15 protein-coding genes are annotated in these 21,177 nt (G+C 40.1%); 6 read left to right on the top strand and 9 right to left on the bottom strand.

The window, feature by feature from the left end; genetic code table 11:
• Positions 1-5: 5 nt before the first annotated feature.
• Together B9Y87_RS11420 and B9Y87_RS11415 are read right to left on the bottom strand one after the other, a co-directional pair.
• The gene (locus tag B9Y87_RS11420) at positions 6-872 is read right to left on the bottom strand and encodes a DUF58 domain-containing protein (protein ID WP_072860347.1); all 867 of its coding nucleotides are present in this window, start codon (positions 870-872) and stop codon (positions 6-8) included.
• 89 nt (positions 873-961) lie between these two features.
• Complete coding sequence (locus B9Y87_RS11415; protein WP_031445757.1) at positions 962-1,963, bottom strand: AAA family ATPase; 1,002 nt, start codon at positions 1,961-1,963, stop codon at positions 962-964.
• A gap of 543 nt (positions 1,964-2,506) precedes the next feature.
• Here B9Y87_RS11415 and B9Y87_RS11410 point away from each other — a divergent pair.
• Positions 2,507-3,280, top strand: a complete 774-nt coding sequence (locus B9Y87_RS11410; protein WP_085499128.1) for an SDR family NAD(P)-dependent oxidoreductase — start codon at positions 2,507-2,509, stop codon at positions 3,278-3,280.
• On the top strand, positions 3,277-4,413 hold the full coding sequence (locus B9Y87_RS11405) for an ATP-binding protein (protein ID WP_085499126.1): 1,137 nt from the start codon (positions 3,277-3,279) through the stop codon (positions 4,411-4,413). Before B9Y87_RS11410 ends, B9Y87_RS11405 begins: the two co-directional genes overlap by 4 nt.
• 21 nt (positions 4,414-4,434) lie before the next feature.
• On the opposite strand, the gene B9Y87_RS11400 is transcribed toward B9Y87_RS11405, so the two are convergent.
• Together B9Y87_RS11400 and B9Y87_RS11395 are read right to left on the bottom strand one after the other, a co-directional pair.
• Entirely contained in the window at positions 4,435-5,382 is a 948-nt protein-coding gene (locus B9Y87_RS11400) for a carbohydrate kinase family protein (RefSeq protein ID WP_085499123.1), read from the bottom strand.
• A 119-nt stretch (positions 5,383-5,501) separates the two neighbouring features.
• Positions 5,502-8,054, bottom strand: a complete 2,553-nt coding sequence (locus B9Y87_RS11395; protein WP_085499121.1) for an adenosylcobalamin-dependent ribonucleoside-diphosphate reductase — start codon at positions 8,052-8,054, stop codon at positions 5,502-5,504.
• A 411-nt stretch (positions 8,055-8,465) separates the two neighbouring features.
• Here B9Y87_RS11395 and B9Y87_RS11385 point away from each other — a divergent pair, with 411 nt between their 5' ends.
• Complete coding sequence (locus B9Y87_RS11385) at positions 8,466-9,191, top strand: metallophosphoesterase (protein WP_085499117.1); 726 nt, start codon at positions 8,466-8,468, stop codon at positions 9,189-9,191.
• Positions 9,192-9,254: 63 nt separating this feature from the next.
• Entirely contained in the window at positions 9,255-10,253 is a 999-nt protein-coding gene (locus tag B9Y87_RS11380) for an acyl-ACP desaturase (protein WP_085499115.1), read from the top strand.
• 155 nt (positions 10,254-10,408) lie between these two features.
• On the opposite strand, the gene B9Y87_RS11375 is transcribed toward B9Y87_RS11380, so the two are convergent.
• From B9Y87_RS11375 to B9Y87_RS11355, 5 genes are all read right to left on the bottom strand, one after another.
• Positions 10,409-10,960 (bottom strand): hypothetical protein, encoded by a 552-nt coding sequence (locus B9Y87_RS11375; protein ID WP_085499113.1) that lies wholly within the window; start codon positions 10,958-10,960, stop codon positions 10,409-10,411.
• Positions 10,961-10,978: 18 nt separating this feature from the next.
• Entirely contained in the window at positions 10,979-11,176 is a 198-nt protein-coding gene (locus tag B9Y87_RS11370; protein ID WP_085499111.1) for a hypothetical protein, read from the bottom strand.
• A 632-nt stretch (positions 11,177-11,808) separates the two neighbouring features.
• Entirely contained in the window at positions 11,809-13,362 is a 1,554-nt protein-coding gene (gene amaB, locus B9Y87_RS11365) for an L-piperidine-6-carboxylate dehydrogenase (protein WP_085499109.1), read from the bottom strand.
• A gap of 152 nt (positions 13,363-13,514) precedes the next feature.
• Positions 13,515-14,060, bottom strand: a complete 546-nt coding sequence (locus B9Y87_RS11360) for a 3-hydroxyanthranilate 3,4-dioxygenase (RefSeq protein ID WP_085499107.1) — start codon at positions 14,058-14,060, stop codon at positions 13,515-13,517.
• A gap of 94 nt (positions 14,061-14,154) precedes the next feature.
• Positions 14,155-14,631, bottom strand: a complete 477-nt coding sequence (locus B9Y87_RS11355) for a CAP domain-containing protein (protein WP_085499105.1) — start codon at positions 14,629-14,631, stop codon at positions 14,155-14,157.
• Between the two features lie 352 nt (positions 14,632-14,983).
• Between B9Y87_RS11355 and B9Y87_RS11350 the strand changes: the two genes are divergently transcribed.
• Both B9Y87_RS11350 and B9Y87_RS11345 read left to right on the top strand, forming a co-directional pair.
• Positions 14,984-20,494 carry an alpha-2-macroglobulin family protein gene (locus B9Y87_RS11350; protein WP_085499104.1) on the top strand — a complete coding sequence of 1,837 codons (5,511 nt, stop codon included), beginning with the start codon at positions 14,984-14,986 and terminating at the stop codon, positions 20,492-20,494.
• Between the two features lie 91 nt (positions 20,495-20,585).
• Complete coding sequence (locus tag B9Y87_RS11345) at positions 20,586-21,116, top strand: DUF5004 domain-containing protein (RefSeq protein ID WP_085499102.1); 531 nt, start codon at positions 20,586-20,588, stop codon at positions 21,114-21,116.
• Positions 21,117-21,177: the final 61 nt, after the last annotated feature.

The raw sequence follows: 21,177 nt of genomic DNA, 5'->3' as shown, positions 1-21,177 counted from the left end.
TTAAATCAACCTCTTCTCTTAAAATAGCCCAATAATTTCTTTACATAACTTTCATCCACCCTACAACTCAGAACCCCGCAACCAGATTTGGTAAAAGTCTCCTGAAAATAGGCAACGCGCTCACTATAGTGTTTGCCATAGGCCATCCTTACTTTTTTGGACTGGGTATTTACCAATTGAATGGCGCCCGTTTCGGCATCCTGCATTTGTACCATGCCTAGATTTGGAATGGTTTCCTCCCTTTCATCAAAGACCCTAATACCGGTGAGGTCGTGCTTTTTGCCCGTAATACGCAATGTTTGAAGGTAGTCATCGGTTATAAAATCCGAGAGCACAAAGACAATGGCTTTCTTCTTCATTACGTTGGTAAGGAATTTTAAGGCTGCTCCCAAATCGGTCTCACTGCTCTTGGGTGAGAACTCCAGCAATTCCCTTATAATTCTAAGGGCATGACTTTTTCCTTTTTTTGGTGGAATGTATAGTTCTACCTCATTGGTGAACAAAAGAAGTCCTACTTTATCATTGTTCTGAAGTGCGGAAAATGCCAGCGTAGCAGAGATTTCTGTAATAATTTCCTTTTTAAACTGATTGCTGGTACCAAAAAGTTCCGAACCACTTACATCTACCATAAGCATCATGGTAAGTTCCCTTTCTTCTTCAAATACCTTTACATAAGGTTCATTATAGCGAGCGGTTACATTCCAATCTATAGACCTCACATCATCACCGAATTGATATTGGCGAACCTCACTAAAAGTCATACCCCTACCCTTAAAAGTCGAGTGGTATTCCCCGCCAAAAATATGGTCGGAAAGACGTCTCGTCTTTATTTCGATCTTACGAACTTTTTTTAATAATTCCTTGGTATCCATTTTCAGTTTGCAGTTTGCAGTAAAAAGTATTCGGTTACAGTTTTAAGGTTTAAAGACCAAAAAGCTGTATACGGATAACTGTAGACTGATTAAGGTACTTCAATTTCGTTTACGATCTTGTTTATTATTTCTTCCGAAGTAATGTTTTCCGCTTCGGCCTCATAGGTTATGCCAATCCTGTGGCGCAAAACGTCATGTATCACTGCCCTTACATCCTCAGGTACCACATAGCCCCGTCTTTTAATGAAGGCATAACATTTGGCAGCAACCGCCAAATTTATACTACCCCTTGGCGAAGCTCCGAAACTAATCAAAGGTTTTAGGCTTTCCAGATTATACTTTTCTGGGTATCGGGTGGCAAAAACAATATCTAGAATGTATTTTTCGATTTTCTCGTCCATATACACATCCCTAACCGCCTTTTGGGCACTTAGAATCTGCTTAACGCTAACCACCGGTTTTACCTCTTCGTAGGCACCTTTAAGGTTTTGCCTAATGATTAATTGTTCCTCGCTAAGTTTGGGGTAATCAATAACGGTTTTTAACATAAATCTATCTACCTGGGCTTCTGGTAGGGGGTATGTTCCTTCTTGTTCCACCGGGTTTTGGGTGGCCATAACCAGAAAGGGCTTGTCCAATGTAAATGTTTCGTCACCTATGGTAACCTGTTTTTCCTGCATGGCTTCCAAAAGGGCGGATTGCACTTTTGCAGGAGCACGGTTAATTTCATCTGCCAGAACAAAATTGGCGAAAATAGGACCTTTCTTAATGGAAAAATCGTTCAATTTCATGTTGTAGATCATGGTACCAACAACGTCTGCTGGTAGAAGATCGGGAGTGAACTGAATCCTACTAAAACTTCCTTGAACTGCTTTTGCCAATGTGTTTATCGCTAAGGTTTTTGCTAAACCGGGTACACCTTCCAAAAGAATATGGCCCTGCCCTAAAAGTCCAATGAGCAATCGTTCCACCATATGTTTTTGTCCTACGATTACCTTATTCATTTCTAAAATAAGTAGGTCTATAAAAGCACTCTCCTGGGCAATTTTCTCGTTCACGGCACTGATATCTACCGAAGTATTTTCTTCCATATAATCCTTTGTTTTGTTTTGTTTACAGTGGTTTACTCCAAAAGTGGATGCAAATTGAAAATTTATTTAGTTATTGGCTGTTAATGTATGGTTAAAAGTTAAGCAATGCGTCCAGTTTTATGAACTAATTAAGGGAATTATTCATATTTTCACAAACATATGAAAAATAAAACATCTTATTTCAAATTCGTTGTAGGTACAATTACTTGTAGCGATTGGGGTAAGATGATTCCTAGCGGGGGAGGATCTAGGCTCAGCGGTCATTTATAAACCGGGGAAACACCTTTTTTAATTTGACTGAAATTTAGGGTCAAATGGAACAAACCATTTTTTTTGAATAGCCTTTCTGCTGCTAACATCATGGCGTGAAATTTAGGTTATGATGACCCTCTATCCTTTGAAGATGATTCATATCTTGAATGTTCCGGATATGAACAATTTATAGTAAGATTGGGTATTGTTTCCATGATACCGTCACAGGATAAAAGGAATATAAGTTGCTGTTAAACGACATTGTTAGAAATAAAATAAAGAACTATTTTTATGAGTACTACCATTAATGAGAAACCAACCGCATTTATAACCGGGGCTACAAGTGGAATTGGACTTGCAACCGCTAAAATCTTTGCCGCCAATAAGATTAATTTGATTATTTGTGGCAGGAGAAAAAAGCGATTGGACGAACTGAAAAAGGAACTGTCCAGACATACCAAGGTTTTCATTTTGGAATTTGATGTACGGGATAAAAACACGGTTTTTGAAGCTATTGCTTCCCTTCCAGAGGAGTTTTCCAATATTGATATCTTAATCAATAATGCCGGTAATGCCCATGGTCTTGACTCCATAGAAGAGGGAAGTTTGGATGATTGGGAGGCTATGTTGGACATTAACGTCAAGGGTCTTTTGTATGTTTCCAAGGCCATTATGCCAGGAATGATCAAAAAAAAATCCGGACATATTATCAACATTGGTTCCATTGCAGGAAAGGAAGTATATCCTATGGGGAATGTGTATTGTGCTAGTAAATATGCTGTGGATGCCATAAATCAAGGGATGAGAATAGATTTAAATAAATACGGCATACGCGTTGGGGCCATTAACCCTGGATTGGTGGAAACGGAATTTAGCAAGGTACGGTTTAAGGGAGACGATGGTAGGGCCGACGCCACTTATAAGGGGTATAAGCCGTTGCAACCAGAGGATGTTGCGGATGTAATCCATTTTATGGTTACTAGGCCCTCTCATGTCAATATAGCAGATTTATTAATTTTGCCTACCGCACAAGCGAGTGCTACTATTGTCAATAAGGAATTATGATCAATAAACGCCTACTCGTAAAAAACCTACTTGCCCATAACGACGAAAATAGCTTTTATGATAAAAAGCGCTTTATAGATATTGGGCAGAGGGAGGGGAAGGCCAAATTTTTAAAGCATGTCTGTGCACTTGCCAATAGCAATCCCAAAAACAATTCTTTTATAGTTATCGGGGTCGAGGACGAGGATAATGAAATTGTAGGAGTCGATTTTTTTGATGACAGTAAGATTCAGAATTTGGTAAACGCCTATTTGGACAATCCCCCTAGGATTACCTATGAAAACATTCCATTTCCGCATTTGCCCATGGGAAAAGTAGTGGGTTTGGTAACCATAAAATCCAATGGGAAGGTTTGCTCCTTAAGAAAGAACATCTGGAAGTATTACGGAGGGTCGGTATTTTTTAGGGACGGCAGCATAAGTATGCCTAAAGCTTATGGAATTGAGTTGACGGATGTAAATGCGGATATTGTGGCAAACTTAGAAAATCATGCCAAAAACAATATTGAACTTACCTTGGATGGTGTAATCGATTTTTTAAACGAAAGGCATAAGGATCTTACCAGTAATTATAAGGTTTTTAAGGAACAATTTGTGGTTTGTTGGGCGGGGCATCAGAAAAAAGTCAAAAACGAAACCTATTATTCCCGTGTCGACATCGAGTTGATCAATGAACAGGTAAAGTTGTTTTTTTCGGAATTCGATGAAATTACGATTGCTTATGATGAAAACTCCTTTACTACCATAGAATACGTACAGTTGGGGTTAAGCAACCAACAAAAATATTATCCCTTGGAAAAAGTAGTTATTACATTTCTTGATAATGGCACTTATACCATTCAAAGCGATTTAATATTTGAACCTCCCTTATATGATAAGAAAACACTTCATCACATTTACAACGCCAACGTGGCCCTGATTAAGAAAATTGAAAAGCAAACTCCATTGACTCCAAATGAGGTGAGGGACCTGGACTTGTTATCCGATACTTTTTTAATATGCTATGTCAATGGTTTTGAAGAAGCCAAGGATATAATGGAAAACGCCAAGCCTATAATGAAGAAATATAATCTTCCGGTGTATCAATCCATTAAAGAATCCCTCCGCATTATTAGAAAGATGAAATATAATTAGGAATTGCCAGTCATTGGATTTTTAGAGTTGGTTTAATTGCTGTTGGGTGGGCAAGGATTCTATAGCCCCATAGTTGGTGGTCGTAATTGCACCTGCCTTATTGGCTTGTTGCACCATATTTTCCAAAGGTTCGGAACCGGATGTAAGCGTATCCAGTTTGGTGGTCAGGGCAATTTGTTTAAGCAAACATCCAATAAATGCATCTCCGGCACCAGTGGTATCAATAGGGCTTACCTTTATGCTTGGAATTATTTTTTTAACTGCCGGTGTACTTAAATAGGTGCCTTCCCCTCCTAAGGTTATCGTAATAATCTTGGAGCCCAGCTTATGTAAAAAAGCACATGCCTCTTCCAAATTTTCCTTTCCTGAAAGCAATTGGGCCTCTTCCAAACTAAATTTGCAGAGATGGGATTTTTCTATAAATGGGATACATTTTTGAACAAATATGGCTTCCGTTCCTTTCCACAGATCCGCCCTAAAATTAGGGTCAAAGGATATAAAGCTATTGTTGGATACGGCTTCTTGTAGATATAGTGAATAAGCCTCTTCCAGATACCCTCCCAAGAATGAGGTGGCGGCTCCAAAATGCACAATATGATCTTTAAATAGCTTGCTTAAACGGCGATCGTATTTTAATTCTTTGTCGGCTCCACGGCTAAAAACAAAATCGCGCTCCCCATCCTCTGCTATGGAAACAAAGGCCAGGGTGGTAAAAGTGTCTGACCGTTGTGACAGGGATACGTCCACCTGTCCTTCCGTTAAGGTATTGATCAGGAAAGTACCAAAGGGATCTTTGCCTACGCAGCCAATGAAAAAGCTTTTGCCTCCCAGTTTGGCTATTGCCGATGCTACATTTGCCGGGGCACCGCCTGCTTTTTTTGTAAAATTATTGGCTTTTGATAGATCGCTACCTTGCTTTTCCGCTACAAAATCTATTAATAATTCCCCTATACAGAAAACGTTTTTCATTCTTTGGCTTTAATTGATTTATCTAAAATAGATAGAAAAATGCAGTAATGCTAAAAACGTCCCCAAATGCCTGCATTTAGGGACGTAACTTTTAAGCTGTAATTAGTCTTTTTACTGGTTTATCCGCATTTGGACGAACCACAATCCTTACAGGTGAGGCATCCTTCTTGATAAATCAGATTTTTGGAATTACAGGAATCACATTTTTGTCCCTTGGCCTCCGTACCATCGGCAACGTATCTCTTAAGAGCCCTTGCAACACCATTTTTCCAGGTATTGATAGATTCGCTATCCAGTTGTAGACTGTTGATGAGGTCTACCACTTTTTCAATTGGCATGCCATGGCGTAGGGTGCTCGAAATTAATTTGGCATAGTTCCAATATTCCGGGTTAAATTTATGGGATAATCCCTCAATGGTTGTTTTATAGCCACGCTTGTTCTTGTACTGAAAATCATAACGGGAAGAACCGTCTTCGTTCCTACTTTTTATAATTAATCCGTTATTTACCCACCTAGGAATTAGTATACCGTCCTCGTCATCGGCCATACCAGTAAAAATTTCATAGGGTTGGTCGTTGATCAGGCCAATGAAAGCGATCCATTTTTCTTTGTTGTTTTGAAGTCGTACTACATCGGCCTCCAAAATTTGGGGACGTTTTGTGGGGAAAAGGGTTAGGGATTCCTCATTTTCCGATTTTTTTGAATCATTGGAGATCAATACCCCAGATCTAGAACCATCCCGGTAAACAGTGACACCCTTGCAACCTGCTTTCCAAGCTTCCAAGTAGAGTTTACCGACCAATTCTTCGGAGACATCGTTGGGAAGGTTTATGGTAACACTTATGCTATGGTCTACCCACTTCTGAACAGCACCTTGTAAACGAACTTTGCTCAGCCAATCCACATCATTGGATGTAGCCTTGAAATAAGGGGAACTTTCTACAATTTTCTGTAACTCCTCCTGGGAATAATTTTTTTCGGTATCAATTCCCTTAACGGACATCCATTGTTTGAATTTATGGTGGAATACCAAATATTCTTCCCAAGAATCCCCAACCTCATCCACAAAATCAATACGGACATCCTTGTCGTTCGGATTAACTTTCCTGCGCCGTTTGTAAACCGGTAGGAAAACCGGTTCTATGCCAGAGGTGGTTTGGGTCATTAAACTAGTGGTGCCGGTTGGTGCAATGGTCAATAGTGCAATATTTCTACGGCCGTATTCCAACATTTCATAATATAGTTTTTCATCGGCTTCCTTTAGTCTTAGGATAAAGGGGTTGTTCTTTTCCCTTTCCGCATCAAAAATTTGAAAGGCCCCTCTGTCTTTGGCGGTATGTACCGAGGCTCTATAAGCTTCCAAGGCAATGGTCTTATGCACTTCAATTGAAAATTTGTTGGCCTCTTCACTTCCATAACGCAAACCAAGTGCCGCCAGCATATCCCCTTCGGCTGTAATGCCGATTCCGGTTCTGCGCCCCTGTTCGGCCTTTTCTTTGATCTTGTTCCATAAGTTGAATTCTACGGCCTTGGTGTCCTCCAATTCCGGATCCGCTTTTATTTTTTTCAGTATTACATCTACCTTCTCCAATTCAAGGTCAATAATATCGTCCATAATGCGCTGGGCCGCCGCAATATGTTCCTTAAATAGTTTAAAATTAAAGGAGGCATTATCCGTAAAAGGCTGGTCTACATAGGAGAAGAGGTTAATGGCCAACAAGCGGCAGGAATCATAGGGACAGAGCGGGATTTCTCCACAGGGATTGGTAGACACGGTGTTATAGCCCAAATCTGAATAACAATCCGGTACGGATTCCTTTATTATAGTATCCCAAAACAAAATGCCAGGTTCTGCCGATTGCCATGCGTTATGGACTATTTTGCCCCATAATTTTTCGGCGTCTATAGTTTTGGAAACCTTAGGGTTTGGGCTTTGAACAGGAAATTTTTGGGTATAGGGTTCTCCACTTTCAACGGCCTTCATAAAATCATCGTCCATTCTAACGGATACATTGGCTCCCGTTACCTTGCCCTGTTCCATTTTAGCATCTATAAAATCTTCTGCATCCGGGTGGTTTATAGAGACCGATAACATTAGGGCTCCCCTTCTGCCATCTTGGGCTACTTCCCTAGTAGTATTGGAATATCTTTCCATAAATGGGACCAAGCCGGTTGAGGTAAGGGCCGAGTTTTTTACCGGCGACCCCTTGGGACGTATATGGGATAGGTCATGACCAACGCCACCGCGGCGTTTCATGAGCTGTACTTGTTCTTGGTCTATTTTCATGATTCCCCCGTACGAATCGGACTGGCCCTCATTGCCTATGACAAAGCAGTTGGACAGGGATGCAATTTGAAAAGGATTGCCAATGCCAGCCATTGGGCTGCCTTGGGGGACTATATATTTGAAATTTTTGATCAGGTCAAAAACTTGTTCTTCATTGAGTGGGTTTGGGTATTTTTGTTCAATTCTGGAAATCTCCTTGGCTATCCTGTGGTGCATATCATCTGGGGTTAGCTCGTAAATATTCCCTTCGGAATCTTTCAGGGCATATTTATTTACCCATACCCTGGCCGCAAGGTCATCACCTTTAAAATATTTTAACGAAGCATTAAAGGCTTCTTCCTGACTGTAGGTCTTTTGTGGTCCTTGGGCGATTTTTGTTGGCATATGATGATTTTTTAGGTTGTAATACAAATGGAATAAAGAACAAAAGTATTAAAAAAAATAGAAGGTAAAACATGATAAATATCATGAAAGTTTACAGTAAAAATGATTTATATTATTGAAAATGAATTAATTAAAGATTTATCAACATGAAAAAGTTAACAAATAAATTATACTTTTTTTTAAATTTTATTTCGTGAATGTTGCCGACCTGAATAAGAATTCTTGCACTAAATGCCTTGTAGGCCTTTTGTTTTGGCGGATATGTTTTTGTTGGTTTTAGTCTTGTTTGGGGTCTATAAGTAGCATCCAATTTTCTATTGGGTTTGGGATAGGTGCTTAAATTATTCGGGTAAATCCAATTTTAGGTCCTTTTGCCATGGATATTAAAGTGGTATTTGCGATTTTTGCCAAATGAGAACATTGGTAATTGGAGACCTGCATTCTGGGTTAAAGGCCTTGAAGCAAGTCTTGGAAAGGGCAAAAGTGAGTCCCAGTGACCATCTTATTTTTTTGGGCGATTATGTGGATGGTTGGAGTGATGCCGTGAATACGGTAAATTTTTTAATGGAGCTTAGACTTACGCATAAATGCTCGTTCATAAGGGGAAATCACGATGAACTATGCAATGATTGGTTGAAAAGTGGCGATCATAATCCTGTTTGGCTACAACATGGAGGTACTGCAACTCAAAACTCTTATCGGTTGGTTGGGGATGAAATAAGGGAAGCCCATATTCAATTTTACGATAATTTGGAAAATTATATTCTGGACTCCGAGAATCGTTTGTTTATCCACGCAGGATTTACTAACTTAAGGGGTGTAAGCCATGAGTATTTTACCAAAACCTTTTATTGGGATAGGACACTTTGGGAATTGGCACTGTCTTTAGACCCATCATTGACCAAAGAGGATGAAATTTACCCTCAAAGGTTAACACATTACAAGGAGATTTTTATTGGTCATACCCCGGTAACGAGGATTGGGAGGACCACGCCAAAGAATGCTGCCAATATTTGGAATGTGGATACAGGGGCGGCCTTTAGGGGGCCATTGACGATTATGGATGTTGGTTCCAAGCAATATTGGCAAAGTGATCCAGTATATTTGTTTTATCCCACCGAAATGGGAAGAAACTAAAATTTACCGTTTAGAGGTACAGATTATCAAGATTATTAAGGATATTTACATAAAATTTGAAGAATGTCTAATAAGAACGTTAGAATAGAAGTGATGAAGTCCATTGAGGATAAGGTAGATGGTTTTATAGACCAGTACCTTATTCCAATACAAGATATTTGGCAACCCACGGATTTTTTACCAGACACACAAAGTGAAGGCTTTATGGATCACGTAACCCAGATACGTGAGGAAGCCAAGGAATTGGGGTATGATCTTTGGGTCACCTTGGTAGCCGATACCATTACCGAGGAGGCATTGCCTACCTACGAGTCTTGGCTTATGGACGTAGAGGGAATAGATCAACATGGTGAAAACAAGAATGGTTGGTCCAAGTGGGTACGTCATTGGACCGCTGAGGAAAATAGACATGGAGATGTGCTTAACAAATATCTTTATTTGGCAGGAAGGGTCAATATGAGGGAAATGGAAATTACCACCCAGCACCTTATTGCCGATGGTTTTGATATAGGAACGGATAGAGATCCGTATAAAAACTTTGTATATACTTCTTTTCAAGAATTGGCCACCAATATTTCACACAAAAGGGTAGGTCAAATGTGTAAAAAGGGAGGGAATACGCTTCTTGGTAAAATGTGTACCATTATTGCTGGAGACGAGATGCGCCATCATTTGGCCTATAGGGAATTTGTTAAGGTCATATTTGAAAATGACCCAAGCCAAATGATGTTGGCCTTTGCTGATATGATGAAGAAAAAAATTGTAATGCCGGCCCATTTCTTAAGGGAGTCAGGCGGAAGTATAGGTACCGCATTTGAAAATTTTTCCAATTGTGCCCAAAGATTAGGGGTTTACACTGCTCAGGACTATATAGACATTTTGAAAAAATTAAATAGTTATTGGGAATTGGATAGCATTAGAAGCCTTAATGATGATGCGGAAAGGGCAAGGGATTATTTAATGAAGCTTCCTGATAGATTGGAGCGAATTGCCAGTAGGATGAAATTCCCGGAGGACAACTATAGGTTCAAGTGGGTGGAGGCCAACGGCAGAATGGTCTAGTAAATAAAGTATTAAAGGGTACTAACGCCCCACTTATGACATAGGTGGGGCGTTTCCATGGTATCTTTCTCCAATAGATTCTAGATGTATGGTGTGCCAAAAAAACCTTCAAGTGTTTCGCTGAGGTGCTGTATGGAGAGTACCCACCGCAGGGGCTACAGTTTTCCTCTTTTGTGTTCTTCCTGCCATTTGTGCAATTCTTTCCATTTGCCTTCATAGGCCATTTTGGCTTGCATTGGCCAGGATGCTGGATCGTGAATTTTATAAGGGGCTCCTCCACTGTCCAGTATCTCCTGACATTTGGCAACGGCAGTTTCAGACAAGTCTTTCCAGGTTTTAATATCAAAGGAATTGAATAGTTGCTGAATTTTAGGACCAATGCCTTCCACAATCTTTAGGTCGTCCCGTTTTACAGTTTTCCCGAGGGCGGCTTTTGCTGCCTGTGCATTAAATGGAAGTAGGGCTTCAGCGGCAATTATTGGGGCAATGGGTTCATCCGGAACAACAAGATCCACTTTTTGGGTTAATTGTTTTTTGCATTGCTCCAAATCGGTTTCCAATTTTGCGTTTTTATTCTTTAGTATATCCAATTCTGAAGTATGGCTTATTTGGGAATTGGTGCCTTTTCCGATTAAGTAGCCAAATAGCGCGCAGACTACACCTACTACGGCAGGTATAAACCAGCACCAAATACTTAGGTTTTCCATGTGCTTTATCGTTTTGGGTTAGTTGTTTTTATCAAGGTTCTGAAAATCGTTTTTTTTCTCTGCCAGCAGTCCAATATTAGCAACCTCTTCTGTGCTTTCAACCGATGGAGTATCCTCTGCTTTGGTGTTGCATGTATTGCACAACATGATGTTAAAATAGGTTCCGGCAACAATGGCGATAACAATACCCAATAAATTGGTTGTTTTCTTAGACATTTCGGATAGCTAAATGGGTTTTGTCTAAATGTATTAAAAAATTCGCATAAATGTTAAAATAATGGTATTAAATATTCCGGTTCAAGTAGTTAGCAAAAAAATGCAGTAAGTGGAAGTTCATCTTACTTTGGCTAAAAATAGAGGGATTATGTAGTTCAGGGCTAGTGACTAAAATTTTATAATCCTGCGATAAACATCTTTAAACGAGGGAGATGGTGATGTGAAATTAAGGGCAGTGGCTGCAAAATTTACCAATTATACACGTTTTATTACCATCCATATAGTTTTGCTTTTAAACATGGAAAGAAATACAGACTTTAGCGTAAATATTAGAATAATAAAGACCTTATTTCTCCCGACTAAGTTCCGGCATTGAAATAGGTCTTTTTCACCATAATTATTTGAGTTAGTTTGGTTAAACCCGCAGCTATTTCTAATGGACCTATTCGGGGGGAGGGGAAATTTTCAAGTGGCTACGGGTTTATTTTATATCGAACCATTAGATATTAATGTTTTGTCTTGGAGTATAGAGCTATTCTTCAGGATGTAATTTGGTTGGTTAGTTTAAAACCCGCTATGTTCTGGATACAAACCAGAACATAGCGGGTTTTTTCAATGGTCTTATCTTAATCTTAAAGATCAAACTTTATACCCTGCGCCAAAGGCAAATCGGTAGTGTAATTGATGGTATTGGTCTGTCTTCTCATATAGATTTTCCAGGCATCCGAACCGGATTCACGCCCTCCACCAGTTTCTTTTTCCCCACCAAAAGCTCCTCCTATTTCAGCACCGGAAGTTCCAATATTTACATTGGCAATGCCACAATCGCTACCTTGGGCGGATAAAAATCGCTCGGCTTCCCGCAGATTATTTGTCATTATGGCCGAGGATAGTCCTTGGACAACTCCATTTTGTATGGCAATGGCATTTTCTACGTCTCCTGAATATTTTAATAGGTAGAGTACTGGTGCAAAGGTCTCGTGTTGTACAATCTCAAAATTGTTGTTTGCTTCGGCAATGGCAGGTTTTACATAACATCCGCTTTCATATCCTGCCCCTTCCAGTACACCTCCTTCAACAATTAGCTTACCACCTTCTTCCACTACTTTCTTAAGTGCCTTTTGGTACATACTTACGGCATCGGTATCAATCAATGGGCCTACATGGTTCTTCTGATCCAGTGGATTGCCTATACGCAATTGTTTGTAAGCGGTAACAATAGCTTCTTTTACCTTGTCATAAATGGCGTCGTGTATAATTAATCTTCGTGTGGAGGTACAACGTTGTCCTGCCGTACCAACGGCCCCAAAAACGGCTCCAATAACGGTCATTTTTATGTCGGCATCCGGGGTTACAATAATGGCATTGTTTCCACCAAGTTCCAAGAGCGATTTTCCAAGTCGGGCTGCTACCGCCTGGGCCACGATTTTTCCCATGCGTATAGATCCTGTGGCAGATACTAGAGGCACCCTTTTGTCATGGGTCATAAATTCACCTACCGTATAATCGCCATTGATCAAACAGGAAATACCTTCGGGAAGGTTATTTTCCTTAAAAACGGCTACCGCTATATTTTGACAGGCCACACCGCATAAGGGTGTTTTTTCACTTGGTTTCCAAACACAGACATCTCCAGATATCCAAGCCAAAGCGGTATTCCAGGCCCATACGGCCACTGGAAAGTTGAAGGCCGAGATTATGCCAACCACCCCTAATGGATGATATTGTTCGTACATTCTATGTCCTGGTCTTTCGGAGTGCATGGTAAGTCCGTGCAATTGCCTGGATAGGCCTACTGCAAAATCACAGATATCTATCATCTCCTGCACCTCTCCCAGTCCTTCCTGATATGATTTTCCCATTTCATAGGAAACCAACTTTCCTAAAGGTTCCTTTAGTTCCCTAAGTTTATCGCCAAACTGCCTCACTATTTCTCCCCTTTGGGGTGCGGGTTTTGTTCTCCAAATTTTAAATGCATTGTTGGCCGCCTCCATTACTTTTTCATAGTCCTCTTTGGAGGTAGTTCTTACTTTACCAATTAGGGCACCGTCAACTGGGGAATACGAACTTAACTCCCCTCCGGAAGAAAAATTATTGGAACCCGTAGAGGTTCCATTATTTATTGCTTCAACTCCTAATTTTTTCAAGGCTTCTTGGATTCCGAATTCCTGTACAATTTTTGACATTTATAACTATTTTATCGTGAATTGTTATATTTTTCAAATTTACAAATTAATGTGCAGTTTAGGGCGTAACTAACCATAAATGTTTTAAAGTAAGTTCTACGGTTTAGGCCCAACTTAGCTTAAAGGAGGCTATACGGGAAAATGAACACAATTTATTGGTCTTCCTTGGCAATAAATCTTTCGTCAACGGGCATTACAGTGCCACAATTACTGCAGGTTCTAAGGTCTTCCGAACCATAAAAGGTTTTAAAATGTCCCAAAAAGTCCTTCTCAATATTATTTAGCGTGAAGTATACTTCATATAGTTTATTGTTGCACTTATCGCAAAACCAAAGTAAGCCATCATCAACGTTCATTTCGGCACGTTTGCGTTCTATAACCAGACCTATGGATCCTTCTTTTCTAACCGGCGAATGAGGTATTTTGGCAGGGTGCAGGTACATATCCCCAGGTCCCAAATACATCGTTTTTTTTTGGCCGTTTTCTTGAATATGGACTTCAATATTACCTTCCAATTGATAAAACAGTTCCTCTGTTTCATTGTAGTGATAATCTTTTCTGGCGTTGGGGCCGGCAACTACCATAACAATGTAGTCCCCTGATTCCGCGTACAGGTTCTTATTTCCTACGGGAGGTTTTAAAGTGTCCCTGTTTTCGGAAAGCCATTTATTTAGATGGAAAGGTTGCTTTATGGACATAGTCTATCATATTGAAGTTAATATTATAATGCCGCCCAATATTAAAACGCGGTTTAACATCAAAAATAATAAAAGAAAACTGCTTTTAAGAAGACTATCTATAGAAGAGTTGTGTAAAATATAGAGTGCCGTCGGTATTTCTCTTTACACTTACCGCGGTGTGGGTAAATTCTCCTTCCATAGTTTTTCTATGGTCGGAACTGGCCAACCATTTTTGAAAAGTCTCTAGGGCAGAATCATAATCCTTCGCTACATTTTCGGAGACAAAAGACGCATTTACTGCTTGGGAAATATCCGATGCCCGGGCGCTAAAATTGTCATGGTTAATAGCGCCTTTGGCTATCATATAATCTGTATGTTTGTTAGCGTACTCATACGCTACGGTACTAAAATCCAAATCGTTATATCCTAGGGAAATACGATGTTCGTTAACGATCCCAAGTAATTCCTGCTCCACTTCAACCGCATTTTCGACTTCGGTAATATTTGCCGGCTCAATAGACTCTGTACTGCAAGAGGCTACTACAAATGCGAACAAAAGCATTACAAAATAATGCAATTTCATTTTCATATAATGTTCTATTTGTAAGTAGGAAGAAAGGGAAGAATGGGGAATTCTTGTGTTCTCGTTATTGGCGTCTCGTAACCAACAGTTGTAATATTAAAAAAATAATTTTGCAAGTAGTCTTATTAAGTGATTTATTCGATGAAATGCATGTCTCATATGAAAATCTGTAATCCAAAGATTACTTCGATAGTAAACTCCAACTTTATTATTGAAATGCATTAAGTATTTTAATTATTGATGATAGAATTGCCATTGCCATTATATAAGCACAAAATTGTGTCAATCCTAATTAAAACAAAAAATATTCCACAAAAGGAAAACCTTATATCTTTACTGTACTAAATTGGTTCTTCTCATGAAATTAATTGTCCGTGCCTTAATATTTCTTTTTATAGTTGGTTGTAACCCTAAAAAAGATACCGGCAAAGCTCCAGTAGATAATTTAAATCTATATCAGGAATATATTACGGAAGTGTCCCATGGAATAATTTCTGTAAAAGCAGATGTAAGGGTAGTATTGAACCGTCCATTTGACTCTTGGGAAAGCGGGAAAGAATTGGATAGTGATTTATTGTTGGTAACTCCAAAGACAAGTGGTAAGGTCATAGCCCTGGACAGTAGAACCATTGCATTTGTACCCGAAGTTGGATTTCAGCAGGACAGCAACTATACATTTACTTTAAATCTTGGATCTTTGATATCTGGGGTTCCAAAGGAGTTGCGCAAGTTTAATTTTGAAGTAAAAACTTTAAAACAACAGTTTAATGTCTATACCCAGGCGCTGCAGTCCTATTCCAAGGATTATCAATATTTGGAAGGTCAATTAAGAAGCGCTGATCAATTAAGTTTGGAAATTGCCAAGCAGTTGTTGGAGGTTAGGCAGAACGGGAAAAAGGTCCCTGTTAAGTTTGATACCTCCATAGCTGAAGGAACCCATTTTTATTTTAAAATTGATAGCATTCAGCGATTTACCGAGGATACCAACTTGGAGGTCGCATGGGATGGGACAGGGATGGATATTGAAAGTGCTGGTGAAAATACGATAAAGATACCTGGCAAGAATAATTTTACAATTCTGGATGTTGGCTTGGAAACAGGCGAAAAACAAATCATCAATATCAATTTTTCGGATCCTTTAAAAAAAGGGCAAAACTTTAAGGGTCTTATAGTGTTGGAGGGCGATGCCAACCTTAAATATGATGTAGTGGGCAATACCCTAAAGGTATATCCTTCCAAAGAGATGAGTACAACTTTAAGTCTCGAGGTTTTTGAAGGTATTGAAAGTGTTGATGGGTACAAACTTAAAACAAAGTTTACAGAGCGCGTAGCCTTCGAACAAATAAAACCAGAGGTCCGACTATTGTCTAATGGAACCATTTTACCATCCTCCAATAATCTAAAAATTAATTTTGAAGCGGTAAACCTAAAGTCGGTCAACTTAACCGTCTATAAAATTTTTGAGAACAATATTTTGCAGTTCCTACAAGGTAATGATCTTAATGGGAGTTATAATTTAAAAACGGTGGCAAGGCCCATAGCCTCCAAGAAATTGGATTTGGAAACCGGCCTAGGCAATAACCATGGTAAATGGTCCGCTCATGCCGTAGATTTAAGAACGCTTATTGCACCCGAGGTAGGTGCAATTTATAGAGTTGAATTTGGTTTTAAGCCCTCCTATAGTCTTTACAAATGTGACGGCACCAATTTTGATCAAGAAGCCTCGCCGGAAGAAGATTATGATCAGGAAACGGAAAACAGCTCTTGGGACGGAGTGGAATCCTATTATGAGGATTATTACTTTAACTATGACTGGAATCAACGGGATAATCCTTGTCATATTTCCTATTACTATGATAAGACGGTAGGGGCCAATGTATTGGCTTCGGATTTGGGGGTTATAGTAAAACAAGGGGCGAACAAGAGTTATTTTGTAGCGGTCAATAATATTGTAAGTACCGAACCCATTGCAGGGGCCAAAGTAACTTTCTATAATTACCAACAACAGCCCATTGGGCAGGTAATAACGGAGTTGGATGGTACCTCTATATTTGATAGTGAACACTTAGCGTACTTTGCGGTAGCCGAAAGTAATGGTCAAAAGACCTATGTTAAACTAAATGATGGAAACGCGTTGTCCGTTAGTAAGTTTAATGTTGATGGAGTAGCCCTCCAAAAGGGAATAAAAGGTTTTATTTTTGGGGAAAGGGGGGTCTGGCGTCCTGGTGACAAACTTTTTCTTTCGTTTATGTTAAACGATAAGGCCAATAAACTTCCCGCAGGGCATCCCGTTAAATTGGAATTGATAGATCCCTACAACAAGGTGGTGCAAAGGGAAGTAAGGACAAACTCCCTCAACAATTTTTACAGTTTTATTTTAAGGACGGATGAAAATGCACCTACAGGTAATTGGTTGGCAAAGGTCTCGGTAGGTGGGGCAACCTTCACAAAGACCGTTAAGATTGAAACTATAAAGCCAAATAGATTAAAGATCAAGACAAAGTTTGAAGATGAGGTTTTGTCCGCTGGCAAACCCATTAAAGGGATGCTGGAGGTAGCTTGGCTTCATGGTGCGGTGGCCAAAAACCTAAAAGCGGATATTACGGCAAAATTCAATGTACAGACAACAACCTTTAAGAACTTTCCGGCTTATGTTTTTGATGATCCTACCAGGGCGTTTGTCACCGAGGACCAGATAGTATTCAATAATGCCGTTAACTCCGAAGGCAAGGCAGGCTTTTCTATAAACCCACAAATTAACAGTCAGGCGCCAGGAATGCTTACAGCTGCATTTATTACCAAGGTGTATGAAAATGGGGGCGATTTTAGTACGGACGTGTTTACAAAGCAATTTTCGCCATTTAAAACCTATGTAGGCCTTAATGTGCCCAAAGGTGATAAAACCAGGGGTATGTTGCTCACAGACCAACCGCATAAATTTGAGGTGGTAACCGTAGATGAAATGGGCAATGCCATAGCTACCGGCAATTTAAAGGCAACTATCTATAAAGTGGGTTGGAGATGGTGGTGGGAGACTTCTGCCGATAATCTTTCCAGTTTTAGCAGTAGTGAGTATCAGGAAAAAGTTTTTGAGGAGACCATAAGCACTAATTCCAATGGTAAGGCATCATTTAATTTTGAGCTAAAATACCCCGAGTGGGGCCGATATTTGGTTAGGGTGGAAGATCCAAACGGAGGGCATGCAACTGGCAAAACAATATATGTAGATTGGCCGGGATGGGCTGGAAAAAGCATGAAAAATGATCCTTCAGCTGCCACTATGTTAGTGTTCTCCACGGATAAGGAAGTGTACAAAGTAGGGGAAACGGCTATCGTTACCTTTCCTAGTTCGGAGGGTGGCAGGGCATTGGTTACCGTTGAAAATGGTAGTGAAGTACTGCATTCACAATGGGTGGAATCCCAAAAGGGGGAAACAAAATTTGAAATTCCTATATCCGAAGTGTTTACTCCCAATGTGTATATCAATATAAGTTTGCTGCAACCCCATGCCACCACTTTAAACGATTCCCCTATACGAATGTATGGGGTAGTTCCTATATTGGTAGAAGATCCTTTGACCAAGCTGCAACCAGAAATTACTATGCCGAATGTCTTAAGGCCTGAGGAAAGTATAACCTTAAAAGTAAATGAGAAACAAGGCAGGGCCATGACCTATAGTATTGCCATGGTAGATGAAGGACTGCTGGATCTAACAGGTTACAAAACTCCAAATCCGTGGAATACTTTTTATGCCCGGGAAGCATTGGGGGTCAAGAGTTGGGATGTTTACGATGATGTAATAGGAGCCTTTGGAGGGAGGATAAACCAGGTATTTGCTATAGGTGGTGACGGTGAATTGGCCGGAGCCAAAAATAAAAAAGCCAATCGCTTTGAACCTATGGTGGTTTATCTAGGTCCCTTTAACTTGAGTAAAGGGGAAACAAAATCACATAAGATAGATATTCCCAAATATGTTGGTTCAGTCAGGACCATGGTCATAGCCGGGAATTCTGGGGAGGCTGCCTATGGTGTGGCAGAGAAAACTACCCCCGTGAGAAAACCACTTATGGTATTGGCCTCCTTACCAAGGAAAATCACTCCAGGGGAGATGGTAACCTTACCGGTAACGGTTTTTGCTATGGAAAACAAGGTAAAGGAAGTGACCTTACAAATTAAACCAGATCCTTCTTTTACAGTAGAAGGTAAGACGGTACAAAGCGTTTCCTTCACCCAACCCGATGAGAAAATGGCCTATTTTCAATTAAAGGTGGCCGATTATAATGGCATAGGTAAAGTTGTGGTGGAGGCTTCGGGAAATGGGGAAAGGGCATCTTTTGAGGTGCCAATAGATGTGGTGAATCCAAATCCTTTGACTACGGTGACGGAAGATATTGTTCTGGAGGCCACTAGTAGCAGAAAAATTGACCTTGAAACTTTTGGCATTCCGGGCAGTAATAAGGCGGAGGTGGAATTCTCTACGTTGCCACCCATGAATTTTAATGGAAGAATGCAATATTTGATCCAATATCCGCATGGGTGTTTGGAGCAGACCACCGCTAGTGCCTTTCCCCAGTTGTTTATTACGGATATCTTCGATATTAACACAACTAAGAAAAAAGAGCTACAGCAAAATGTTGAAAGTGCCATAAAAAGAGTGGGCAACTATCAAACGCCAAGTGGGGGGTTCGCTTATTGGCCAGGACAAAATTATGCCGATGATTGGAGTTCGTCCTTTGTGGGCCACTTTTTATTGGAAGCTGAGAAGAAGGGATACGTTTTGCCATTGGGATTTAGGTCTTCTTGGCTAAATTATCAACAGAACATAGCTAGGCAATGGAGATCAGGAACAGGGTCTTCGGATTTGGCCCAGGCGTATCGCTTATATACCTTGGCACTTTCAGGTAATGCGGATATTGCCTCTATGAACAGATTAAGGGAAACGCCCAAGCTATCCAATGAAGGGAAATTCCGCTTGGCGGCTGCTTATGCACTTGTTGGCCAGGAAACTGTGGCCCAACAGATAATTAAATCCGCAAATTATGATTTTTCCGATGGTAAACATGATTATCAAACCTTTGGGTCTTCCGATCGAAATAGGGCGATGGCCTTGGAAACATTTGTGGTTTTAAAGGACAAGGTAAAGGCTCAGGAAATGGCCAAGACTTTGGCACAGCGTTTAAGTTCGGATCAATGGATGAGTACCCAGACTACGGCATATTGTCTCTTGGCATTGGCAAAATTTGCCCATATGGTAGGGGGCAAGGGAATTAAGGCCAACATAACCGTAAATGGGGGCAATACAGCAATTAATACGGACAAAACCTTGGCCAATACGGGATTGGGTATTACAACGGGGACCAATTCCATCAATATAAAAAATACTGGCGAAAATGTGCTCTATGTGAGTATTGTTAAGAGTGGAATTTTGCCTGTAGGAGAGGAAAAGGAATTGGATCGGAATTTAGTGGCCAATATGGCCTTTAAGGGAAGAAACGGTATAAAATTGGATCCTTCCTCTATAATGCAGGGCACGGATTTTGTTGCTGAAGTATCGCTTACCAATACCAAGGCAGAATCGATTAAAAATGTGGCACTTTCCGAAATATTTCCCAGTGGGTGGGAAATAGTAAATACCAGGTTCACAGATTTTGGTGATTTTGCTGAAAACGACGTGACTTATACTGATTTGAGGGATGATAGGGCCAATTTTTATTTTGACATGAAAAAGAACGAAACAAAGGTATTTAGGGTATTGTTGAACGCCTCTTATTTGGGAAGATATTACATGCCGGGGATACAGGCCGAGGCTATGTACAACAATGATTTTGCAGTACGAACCAAGGGCCAATGGGTAGAAGTAGTACAGTAATAGTTCTTGGCGGTGCTGAAAAAATGAACGCTCGTTAACGCAACCATTTTGTGTTTTTTGCATTTATGAATAAAAATATAAACAGTATCATATGAAAAAAATAATTTGGTTTGGGCTCTTTGGAGCAATTGCATTTAACAGTTTATTGGTAGGATGTAGTACGGATAATACCATTGAATGCCCTGCTGATTACGAAGGGACACTTGTTACGGAGGAAAATGGCCTGCTAGGAACTTGGGAGTTGACAGCCATTGTTGCGGCAAAGGAAGTAGATATTACCAAAGACGACGTGCAGAATCCAAAAAAGGATATTTATGTGCAATATACGGACTGTGAAAAGGATTCCGAGTATACTTTTGGACCTGGTCGCGCCTACGAATTCGCCCAGGGTCAAAATGCTTCCAACTGTAGTAATAAACTTAAGATTGAAGGGACTTGGAAACTTTCCAGTGACATCCTAGGTTTAATTGGGAATTGTTCCGCCCAAAATTTGAAAATTGTTTTTAATGAGGGCAAATCGGCATTTACTACCACTTCCAATTATACCATAACGGATGTAAATGGTTTGACCGTACAAACAGATGTTACATTTACCTATACCAAAACGGAAGCGACCAATTAATTGAATTTGAGTTAAACATTATATCGTCCTATGGTTGCCAAATTGTTTTTGGTGCCACAGG

Origin of the sequence: Arenibacter troitsensis (genome assembly GCF_900177645.1) — a bacterium.
Lineage (GTDB): Bacteria > Bacteroidota > Bacteroidia > Flavobacteriales > Flavobacteriaceae > Arenibacter > Arenibacter troitsensis.
This window is presented reverse-complemented; position numbering and strand designations above follow the sequence as displayed.